The sequence below is a fragment of the Mesorhizobium sp. M7A.F.Ca.MR.148.00.0.0 genome (genome assembly GCF_003997735.1).
Classification (GTDB): Bacteria; Pseudomonadota; Alphaproteobacteria; order Rhizobiales; family Rhizobiaceae; genus Mesorhizobium.
In genome coordinates, this window is the sequence record NZ_RZTB01000083.1 from 2,879 (window position 1) to 13,780 (window position 10,902).

Consider the following 10,902-nt stretch of genomic DNA (forward strand, 5'->3'; position numbering starts at 1 on the left):
AGTCCAGAGGGTCGGTTTGTCGAAGTCACGATTTCGAGCGTTGCGCGATGCAGGACGATTGGCAGCACGAGAAACGCCAAGGCGAACGGCGCTGGACGTTCGTCCTCAGCCTGGAAACCTTGGCCAAATTGCCACAATGCGAAAGCCCCAAGTCCTGGATTCTGGACAAGGGCGAGGTCGCTGAGCGGTAGGTGCGATCGGCCAGCCTCAATCAAGTCGCTGGCTCCAAAAGAGTCTGGTAGTCGGGATGCCAGCCGAGGCGCAGGCCGTGGGCAAGGGCGTTGAACGATCCGTGGACGAAATGACCGGGGACGACTCGACCATCGAGTGGAGGCTGCAACTGCGCGCAGCGCCTGTAAACTATTCTACCACGAACCGTTGCGGGGTGTCCGGCCTGTATGTCGTGCACCTCTGCACTGACGTGCTCATAGCGACCGACAAGATCATCGTCCCAGTCACTTAGGTTCTTCTCAAAGATTAGCCCGCTTTCGCCCCAGATCGAGATGTCGGCGAGCGTCCTAAGGTAATCGCTAACAGCCCGGACGCACGCTTCGTCTCCCACCTCGATCAGCTCGAGTTGGCGGACGAAGGCGGGACGGTCGGCGATCAATTGTTCGATGGCCTCGACAGGCGGTTGCTTGGTGAAAGACGACAGCAGCCCTGGAAGGTTGTTCTTCTGAACAAATGCTCTTTGCTCGGCCTGAAACGCGTCCACGTCCAAGATGGCGGGCTTGCCAGCTCTAATCAGCCTGTCCGCCGCCTCCTTCGCAGCGCCGATCGCGCGTTCGCACACTAGGTCGATGATGAGCGGAGAGACCGTCGGCTTGAAGATCGCGCGTATCGGATCGACGGGATCTGCATCGACGCTGATAACGGCGAGATTCTTGACCAAGGCGGCGCAATGAGCCGCATCAGCGTTCAGGAAAGCTTGGACGTCGGCGTCGCATGCCGGTGCAGCTTTCAGCTTGCTGTGGGCTTTGGCGAGGTTAGCGACCAGCGCCTCGACGTCGGCATCTGTTTTCGCGTCGTTCAGCGCGATCGCGAAGGCACCCGCCTTCACCGGTGTGACATATAGCCGGAAATGGCTGGTCGCCGGGTCGATCTCTCCCGCCGCCATGAAGCTGAGCCAGTTGGCCAGAGACTTCCACAGGTCCGCAGCCCAGTCGGATATCGGATTTTGCTTCAGTGCGCTCTTGCTTTGCTCAAGAACGACTTCGCCGCCGACCAGGTGAACCGCCACATCGTCTAAATGTTCAAGAGAGACCAAGGCGCCGCTAGGCGCGTTGAGCAGGTGAAAGCAAAGGCGTACAGGTTGAAGCGCATAGCCGAGGTATTGGCCAGCGGCGCTGTGTTTTCCCGTTTGCGTCTTCGCGTTCATTGCCCATCCCGTTCTCCCGAGTCGCACCGGAAGAAGCCAGTAACGATATTGGTATAGTTCGCCGTTGTTTACAATTGGCGCCCCGGCGATAGGACGGCTAGGCGCGATACAATTGCTGTTTAGGGCCAGCTCTCGAAGTCCAGATTCGGCAGGACAATGAATTTGCAGGACGTCCATTATGGGCACATCGGGGCCGTCTATGGCTCGGGCGATATGTCCGCTTTTGGACGAACGCGAAGTTTGCCGGAACGTCTGACTTTGGGCGCATACTTGCCGTCAAATTCGGCGTCCTTCACTGGTTCGTTCACGTATTCCGGAGAAAATTACTGTGCGAGTTGATGGATCCTCGTTCCCGGTACGACAGCCTCAGCTATTTCACATAGATGCTTATGGTGCGTCAGGTAGATGACCTGACCTGTGTTTGCCATCGCTCCGAACAGCCTGAAAACCTCCTCCGAGCGAATATGGTCGAACGTCTCCATGATGTCGTCGGCGACGAATGGGACCGAGGGCCGAAATTGCGCGAACTCGTAATAACCGGCGAGTCTTAGGGCAAGGTACAGCTGAAATCGTGCACCCTTTGAAAGCGCTTCGGTGACCTTGGATTGCCCGTCACCCTGCACAGCAATGAGAACCTCACCACCTCTTACAGGCTGGGTTGTCAGCCCCGAATACTGGCTACGCGTCATTAGCTTGAACGCGTCTGATGCGCGCGCCATCATGCCGGAGCGATGGCTCTCACGGTAGATCCGCAAAGCATTGCCAGCCGACATGATGCCAAGCTTCAGCTCTATGTAGCGAACGGCCTTCTCCTCGATTTCCAGCAGGGTTGTGCGCCGTTCAGCATCCAGGCGTGCAACCGCACTATCACCGCCGATGGCGTCCAGCTTGTCGGCCGCGCGCGTCTGCCGGATCAGCTGTTGCTGGATGGTTTCATCGAACAGGCGAAGCCGCTGCTCACCCTCAGCCTTCTCGACCGCGAGGCCGTCGAAATCGATCGCGTCCAGGATCGAGCGGGCCTGCTCGAATCCGTCGACCGCGAGCTCCGCCACTATCCGTTCCTCAAGTTCGGCGACGGTGGTGCGCAAGCCATCGCGCTCACGCAACAGCTCATCGCGTTCGACTACCTCGGGCAGAGTGGCGACACCAAAGACGCCCAGCACCTCGTTCTTGCGGCGTTCGTGTGCCAAAATCTCAGTGTCGAGGATGTCGCGCGCCTCCTTGAGGCGCTTCAGGTCGTTGCCGAGGCTTGCCTTCGTTTCACGTGTCCGCTCGGCACGCTCTAGGCGCTCGGCAAGGCGGATGGCCAACTGCTCCGGGTCGGTATCCTTCGTCGGCTCGTCGGCTTCAACCGCAACGGCGATGACCTCGACCAGAAAATTGGCCCTGTCGGCCTCCATCTTGTCGATACGCAGCTGCAGGTCGTCCCGTTCCTGCAGGCTTCTTGAAAGTTCGGCCAATTGATCGAGCACAGTGCCGACGCCGGATGCGGAGAGCCCGCTTTCGAGCCAAGTTCCCTTGAGTGCTTCGGTAATGCCGGCCAGCCATTCCTCCTCGCGACGCTCCGCCACACCTACTGCAACCCGTCGTGCCGCTAGATCCTCTTCTTTGGAGCTCACCATTCTGAGCGCCTCGGCATACTCGGCGTCCACCTTGCGCTGCCGATCCAGAAACGGCTCCGCGATGGCCATGATTGCTTCGAGGGTGTCGTTGGACTCTGATACAATGCCGACGCTTCCCAGCACTGCTCTCATTTCCAAGCGTATCTGCTCGCCGGCGTCAGCGGCTCGCTCGGCCTTCAAGCGAGCAAGTTCGATCTGCTCCCAGGCAGCGAGCGCATCGCTGCGCGCCTCGATCTGATCCTCGCTCCTTTCGATCAGGCGCTCAGACGAAGGTTCCACGGCGTCGCCGAGCAGGTCCCTGGCGGCCGCGCGGATTTCCAACAATTGGGTATCCACATCCTTGCCGAGCTGTGTGCGTTGGATGCCGTTGCGTGACAGGTTGGCCGCGGCCTCGGCCAGCTCGCGCGTAGTTGCCCGGATCTCAGCCAGATCCGCCGCGCCGGCCAGCCGGCCTGCGCTGGCAATGTCATCGCGCGCCAATGCCACGGCGAAGTCGTCAGCGGTGTCACCGGTCAGCGCTGCGCGGTGCGTTGCCCACGCATCATCGCGAACTCGGCGGATGGCGGTAGCCGCTTCATCGTCGACAATGTCGCCCGAGGCACGAAGGGCATCCAATCGTGCGGCGAGCATGGCATGGTTGCCCTCGTATTCAGCAAGGCGTTCGGCAAGTACGGCGGTGTTCCTTGCCAGTTCTGACGCTACTGTCTTCCAGGCGGCAATCTGCCCGGCGCTCGGAACCGCGACGTTGGCGAGAGCGAGGGCATCTCCGTTCCATGGACGCAAGCGCGCGAGCGCCGCCTTCCATCGGATTGTTCCCGCATCTTCCGCCTCGCGAGCCGTCCTAATCTCTGCCTGGTGTCCGCTTGCTCGCGCTTTCGACAAAGCCGAGCCCAGCCTTGCCCTGGCAGGTTCGGGCACCGCCCTTTCCTCGCCGACCCGCTGCCTTGCCACCTGCAGCGCATCGAGTGCCGCCGCGGCTTCGTCGCGAGCGGCACGCATCCCGGTAGCAATCCCGGACCTCTGCTCGACCATGGCGCGAACGACGCCAACGGTGACGGCAGGCAGAAGCATCGCGCCAGGATCCGCCTCGGAAGATCGGCCCAAGGCGGCAAGGCAGCTCGCCACGCTGTTGTTGAGGATTTGCAGCTCCATCCTGCGAGTGGGCAAGTCAAAGCCAGCCGCGGTATGGCGCACCTTGCTCTCCGCCAGCCCGCGAATGCGTTCGGAAATCGACAGGATCGGTTCGTCCTCGTCGACCGCAGTGACTTTTTCCGCCAGGCGCTCGGTCTCGTCGATGTTTGCGGACAGCCGCGTTCTGAGGCTGGCATCGTCATCGATCAGTTCGGTGACACTTCCCGTCGATGTCCGGGCTGGGGAGGCGATGTCCGGCAGCTGATCCAGCCGGGCAATCTTGCGCCGGATATCCGCCAGCATCGGCGCAGCACGCACGTAACGAGCAAAGGTATCCAGCCTGGCCACCAGCACCGCCCGATCGCTGATGGTTCGGCCGTACTGCTGCGCTGCATCGAGACGTTCGGCCTCCAGGCCCTCGTAGGTTGATGCAAGGGTGTCGATCGCATCCCTGCGCGACTTTACGTCAACAAGGCGCTTCTTCAACAGCGCCAGTTCGGTTCCATGCGCCTGCTTCCGATACAGAGCGTCTGCTTCGGCCTCGAGGGCGTTCAACGTATCACTTGCGTTCCCAAGACCGGCGCTGGCCGTGAACAGAAGCTTGCCGAGGTCGCCCCGCGACTCCAGGATAGATTTTCCGCCGGCTTCCAACGTCTCGTCATCGAGTGAGAACATCGTCGTGTAGGCGTCGCGCGACAGACCGGCGAGATGCGCCGTGATCGCCACCTCGCTTACCGGTTGGCCCGTCGCATTCAATAGCGAATTACTGCGCTGTTTCGTACGCGTGAACGTGTGTTCGGAGCCGGCCAGTTCCAGCACCCCGCCGATGCGCATGGCACTGTACTCGTGCAGGAAGTTGTAGCGGCTCCGTTCCTCGATGCCGAACAGCAAGTCTAGATAGGCCGAAAGCGCAGTCGATTTGCCGGCCTCATTCAGGCCAAACACGATATGCAGATCAGGTCCGGATTCCGGTTTGGGTCCGAAGTCGATCGAACGATCGGTGAACTTTCCATAACGAATGAGGTCAAGGCGCCGCAACCTCATGACGATCCACCGGCCTTAAGGCGGGCAGTCACCAAGTCCGCGCCCTTGGAAAGCACCTGATCGAGGAACTGTTCCAGCCCGGCTTCGTCCGTCCCAGCAAAATCCCGCCCGTCGGCCGGAAGGTCGGCGACCATCTTTTGGACGAACGCCCTCGCCTCAGCGCGGAAGGCCTCCGAGGTGGCATCGGCACGCATTGATTGCTCGAGTTCGAAAATCGGATCAGCAATATCCTCGGCGGTCTCCGTCCGAGGCGGCGCGAGGTCAAGCTCGAGCTTCTCCACCCACGTATGGCCTAGCTGTTCCGCAGCCTGTTCGGCTTCGGCAAGAAGGAGGTCCCTGTCGCGGATCAGCGCCCACATCAGTGGTGACGTTCCTGTCAGGCCAATGCGAGCCACAGCATGACGCGATCGGACGGTTGCCCGCATCTCTTCGAGTGCGAAGCGAACACGCGCGACGGCCTCGGGCCACTCCACCGCTCCGGTAAGGTCGACGCTCACCCGTTCGAACTGCGCAACGCTGGTCAGCCGTTCCTCGATCTCCACCGAACGGTCGTGGCGCACCGTCACCAGGGTGACTGATTTCTCACCGGCCTCGTTGATATCCCTCCCCTGCGGTATTCCCGGCATCACCACGGCACTGGCGCCAGGATGGACTTGGCGAGCATGGATGTGGCCGAGGGCCCAATAGTCGAAACCGTGGGCGTGCAAGTCAGCGATGCTGCAGGGCGCGTAAACGTCGTGACCTGGCGATCCAGCCAGACTGGTATGCATGATGCCTATGTTGACGGCCCCTTCACGAGCCGCCGGATATTTGGTTAACAGGCTGTCCGGCGCCTTAGGGTTCGCAAAGCTCAAACCATGGAATACGACGTCCAGACCGCCGGCTGTCTGCAATACCGACTGAGCACGACCACCAAAGATGGTAACGGTGTCGGGAAATACCAGCTGTTTGGAAATCCGCGACAGGGCGTCATGATTACCGCGGATCTTGAAAACCATGATGCCGGCCTGGTGCAGGCGTGTCATCTGCGCGCCCAAGAACCGCGCTGTCTTCATTGAAGTCTGGTCGCCATCGTATAGGTCGCCAGCAATGACCAACGCGGCCACACGTTCCTCAAGGCAGAGATCCACTATCGAAACGAATGCCTGGCGGCTGGCGTCGCCCACCAGCCCGGCAAGATCGGGATTTCGCATCGCCAGCGAACGAAGCGGCGAGTCGAGATGAATATCGGCCGTGTGTACGAGCGAAATGCCATTCGGCCTCCGCCAGCAAAAGAGGTGTTCCGAGCTTCGACAGAAATTGCAACGAGGGCGCTGCAGCGCCCCGTTACACTTCAGCTAATTTCTCGCTCGCGGATTCGCCGGCCACCAACAAGCCGTCTTGGGACCGTAACACTCCTTTGGCAACCAAATCGGCGACCCCAGCTGAAATCAGCTGCCTTAATTGTGCGCTTGTGGCTTTGAAGCCCAGCATCCTGGCAACGCCTGTGGCGATTTCTTCCTCTGTCGCACCGAGGTTGGATTTCACGACTTCCATAGCGCCTTGGGCGACCTCGTCCTGCGCAATCATTTCGGGCTTGCGCAATCCAGCGGACACGACCCCACTGCGATCCCTGAGACGAACAGGAACACCTGGCTTGAAGCAGAAGTTGCCTCGACGGGCTACTGAACCACCTCTCTGTGCTATGCTTACCCCCCGCTCGATTGCATCCTGAATCCTGCCACCGGCCCGCTGCAGACCCCAGGCGTCCCGAATACGCGAAACTATTTCGTCGACATGGATTGGCGTTTCTGTAGCCACGACCTGCTCGACCAGTCCGGCCATGATTCCGCTGGGCGTCTCGTGGAGTTCGAACGATCCCGGTCGCTTTAGTTCGGCCTCTTCGTAGGCTCGATTGGGTGTCTCGGATCCGTTTGTGCTTTCGAGACCGATTTCCGTCACGTTGCCTCGGTCGACCGTAACAACCTGCACGGCTACAGCTCGATTTGTCTGGACCCCCAATTCGGCCCGCTCATCGAGTTCTTTTCTGGCGGCCTCAATCGCTAGTATGGTTCGCTCCAGCTGCTCACGAGGCCGTTGGAACCAGTCAGCGCTCCAGATGCGATGGATGATCCAACCATGGTCTTCCAGAACCGACTGCCGAAGCCGGTCTCGATCTCTGGCCGAGCGAGATGAGTGATATTCTGCGCCATCGCATTCGATGCCAAGAATATAGCGGCCTGGCCTCTCTGGATCCGCAACTGCGAGGTCGATGAAGAAGCCGGCAATGCCCACTTGAGCATGAACCTGATAACCCATTTCGATCAGCGCGTTGGCTACCTGTTCTACAAAGATTGAATCCATTTCGCGAACCGTGACTTGGGCAAGCGAAATTCGCCCTGTTCTCGCGTAGTGCAAGAAGAGCTTGAAGGCGAAGATGCCTTTCCCTTTGCCACGCTCCAGGTCGATGTCCTCGTCTGTGATGGACGCGAATACTTCGCAGCTGCGCTTGGCGCGGCTTATGAGGACGTTGAGCCGACGCTCGCCGCCTTCCGCGCCAAGAGGGCCGAAACGCATGGCCATGTATCCCTGGGCATTCTTGGCATACCCCACCGAGATCATGATCACGTCGCGCTCATCGCCTTGAACATTTTCGAGGTTCTTGACGAAGAATGGCTCGCTTGGATGAGCGTGAAAGAATTCCTCGGTGTCGGGATTTAGTCGCCGCAGCGCTTCGAGTTCATCCTGGATCGCGCGGCGTTGGCTAACCGAAAATGTTGCAACGCCTAGAGTCTCTTGCGGGTTCACCTTCGCATGACGGATGATCGCCTCCGCTACTGCTCTCGCCTCTACCGGATTGGTTCCTGTGCCGCCGGAATCGAAGACCCCCTCCGGCACATGATGAAACCGCAACCCCATACCTGCCTCTTGGGTATAAGGGCTTGGCACGATGAAAAGCCGGTTCTCGTAGAACTGGCTGTTCGATACTGCGATTAGAGATTGGTGACGGCTACGGTAGTGCCAGCGCAGCATACGCTGCGGCAAGCCGCGGGCCGTGAACAGGCCGAGGATGCTTTCAATGTCGGCGACCTGCGCGCCCTCACCCTCGTCATCTTCAGACTGCGAGCCTGTCATCTTCGCGAAGAATGTCGTGGGTGGCAGTTGGCGTTCGTCGCCAACGACGACCACCTGACTGGCCCTGGCGACCGAGCCAAGTGCGTCCACGGGCTGGATCTGAGACGCCTCGTCCATCACGAGCAGATCGAACGACATCCGGCCGGGCGACAGGAATTGCGCCACCGAAAGCGGGCTCATCATGAACACTGGCTTCAGCGCCTGGATGGCAGGGCCTGCCTTCTGCATCAATTGCCGGATGGGCATGTGGCCTCGTCTGCGCGCCATCTCAGAACGAAGCAGTCCGACAGGTCCAGCTCCGCCGTCTCTTGAAGGAATTTTCCGGTGATGAGCCGTTACAACTTCGATGGCGCCGGCCTTGATGCGCTGGCGGTCCAGATCTGCGAAGTCACGTACAGCCCTGGAATGCAGTTCCCCGTCGAACCTTGCCAGCTCCGGCTCATCGGTCGCCATCGCCAGAAACATTCGTTCGTAGTAGGCCATATCAAAAACTGATCGAGCCGATCCTGTTGTAATCTGGCCGTTGGCTAGGCCGTCTATCAACTGTCCCAGTCCAGCCTTTCGGGCCGTTTCGGATCGCTCTTCATAGGCAACCCATTTCGAGAGCTGCTCCTGATGATCGAGCCAACCCTGCAGCCGAGAAACGACCTCGCCTATCGCGACGTCCGGAAAATCGACTACTCCAAACAAGGAGGGAGCATCGGATTTCAAATCCCCTGTAAGCGCCTTCAATTCCCGCGCTGCCGCTTGGGCCGCTTCACGTGCTGAACGTGCCGAGTTTGCGATCTCGATTCTTTCAGGCAACCGCGCAGCCAGATGTCGGATCGAGCCATTTTCTTTCAGCCAAAGCTCGGCTTGCGTGAGAGCGGCCCAATCGGATCCTCGACCGTGCCACGACGAGCCGAATACGAACTTGCCAAGGCTCTCTCCCGCATCGATCCCTTGAGCAAGTGCTTGTAGTCTGCCTAGTCGGCGCAGTAGCTCCACCCGCTCAGTGATCAGATCCGGAACGTCAGTCAGAACCTGTCGTGACGCATCATCGGCTTGAGCTACAGTGCTCGCCTTCGCTTCCATCAGTTGCAGCGAGGCCCGCTCGGCGGAAGCCACGTCGCCTAGCATGGATGACGCGAGGTGCCCGAGATCGTTCCAGAAACCTTCGATAATTGGCCGACCGATTTCGATAACCTTGCGAACGCGCGCTGCACGCGCACCGGCCTCGGAGCGTTCCGCCATCCGGCCGGCGATAATCCGAGGTTCGGGGCCTAGCCCTCGTAGAGTCCGCATCCACTCCACTAGCGCGAGCAGTGGCGCGGAAGCCGATCGCTCCCCACGCCAATCTGCCCCGAAGGCGGAACGGCCAAAAGCGTCGCCTTCGCGGACTCTTGCTGCGGCAGCCTGACCCTTCATCAAAAGGTCGAGGAGACCAACTATCTGCGTCGCAGGCGCGCTAGGGTCGACCACAATAGTCCGCGCAAGTGCTGTGGCGCGACGGTAGTCGCCGTTCAATGCTTTCAATATTCCCGTGTGTGTGGCGAGCGCCTGCCGCGCCGCGGCCACCTCGGTGCTCCACGCCGCGTCAACAACCTTGCCCTGAAGGTCGGCTCTGGCAGCCTCAAGCGTCGCTACGCTGTCGGCAAGGTCGCCTGCCTGCTCAAGTCCGGAGTCCCAAACGGTGGCTGCGAAGGCCTCCGGACTTGCGTCAGGTGCTGCCGCTACTCGCTCGCCGGTCACGGCCAGCCTGAGCAAGCCTGCCAACGTGTCTGGCAATATCGCCGATCCGAGTTCCTGATTCAGGCGCTCAGCTTCTTCCCTCAAGCGTGGGAGCAGAATGGTGAGCTGTCGCGCACGATGGAAACCATCTTTCGGAAATTCCGAGGGAAGCTTTGCAAGCTCTGTCTCGAGACCTTCAATTGGCGTGTCGATAGCCGTTGCCGCCAACTGCTCCGAAAGTTCCTCGGACTTGCGGGCGAAATCCGTTCCTGACCAGAGAAGCGATGAAATGTCTTTCGGACGCTCATCCCATACCGGCGAGACGAGCGCCTCGGCAGGAAGTCCAGGCGCGGACGCGAGAAGCTCAGCGCGATCTTCTATCTCGCCGCTGTCGCTGAGAATTTTCGGAGGCTCGGCCTTGATCCGCTCAGCGATACCGACCAGTTTGGCGTGCAGTGCCTTGGCTTGGTCCAGCAACGCCGCGATGCGTGGGACGAGCCTCTCAATGGTCGTTGGAAGAACGACATCCAGGCCAACTCCCCGCCACGGGTGGTGGATCGGCAAGCCGATCTCGTTGATCCGCTGAGAGACCTCATCGAGCAATTTGCGACGTTGCGAAACGCCGTCAGTTGTCCAGCTTGTGGCATCCGTAAGTTCGATGTCCACTGGTTTCTGACCGACCTGCCTTAGTCGGGTTAGCTGGCCGAGAACCTGATAAGGAGTGAGTTCGGACGCTCCGAACGCAACGTGCATTCGTGCAGCATGTGCGTTGAGTTTATCGCGAGCCTCCAGCAAGCGATCAGTTAGGGAAGAAGGAAGCTGGCCCCTGGGCGATCCGAGTTGCCAGGTTCGCCGCAGCTCCTCTAGCATCATGCGCTTGTTCGCCTTGTTACTATGCAGCTC

The 10,902-nt window shown here is 60.1% G+C and carries 5 protein-coding genes; 1 reads left to right on the forward strand and 4 read right to left on the reverse strand.

Annotated features, from left to right (window positions below; translation table 11 throughout):
* Positions 1 to 191 (forward strand): hypothetical protein (locus EOB49_RS36990; protein WP_206526136.1); only part of this gene is annotated, 191 nt, incomplete at its 5' end.
* A 20-nt stretch (positions 192 to 211) separates the two neighbouring features.
* Here EOB49_RS36990 and EOB49_RS24115 read toward each other — a convergent pair.
* The 4 genes from EOB49_RS24115 to EOB49_RS24130 all read right to left on the reverse strand — a co-directional run bounded on the left by EOB49_RS24115 (position 212) and on the right by EOB49_RS24130 (position 10,665).
* Positions 212 to 1,378, reverse strand: coding sequence for an ABC-three component system protein (locus tag EOB49_RS24115; protein ID WP_063169421.1), 1,167 nt, complete (start codon positions 1,376 to 1,378; stop codon positions 212 to 214).
* 323 nt (positions 1,379 to 1,701) lie between these two features.
* The gene (locus EOB49_RS24120) at positions 1,702 to 5,175 is read right to left on the reverse strand and encodes an AAA family ATPase (protein WP_127382437.1); all 3,474 of its coding nucleotides are present in this window, start codon (positions 5,173 to 5,175) and stop codon (positions 1,702 to 1,704) included.
* Positions 5,172 to 6,425, reverse strand: a complete 1,254-nt coding sequence (locus EOB49_RS24125) for a DNA repair exonuclease (RefSeq protein WP_127382438.1) — start codon at positions 6,423 to 6,425, stop codon at positions 5,172 to 5,174. Before EOB49_RS24125 ends, EOB49_RS24120 begins: the two co-directional genes overlap by 4 nt.
* 76 nt (positions 6,426 to 6,501) lie before the next feature.
* Positions 6,502 to 10,665: a DUF3320 domain-containing protein gene (locus EOB49_RS24130; protein WP_348630278.1), complete on the reverse strand. Its 4,164-nt coding sequence runs from the start codon at positions 10,663 to 10,665 to the stop codon at positions 6,502 to 6,504.
* Positions 10,666 to 10,902: the final 237 nt, after the last annotated feature.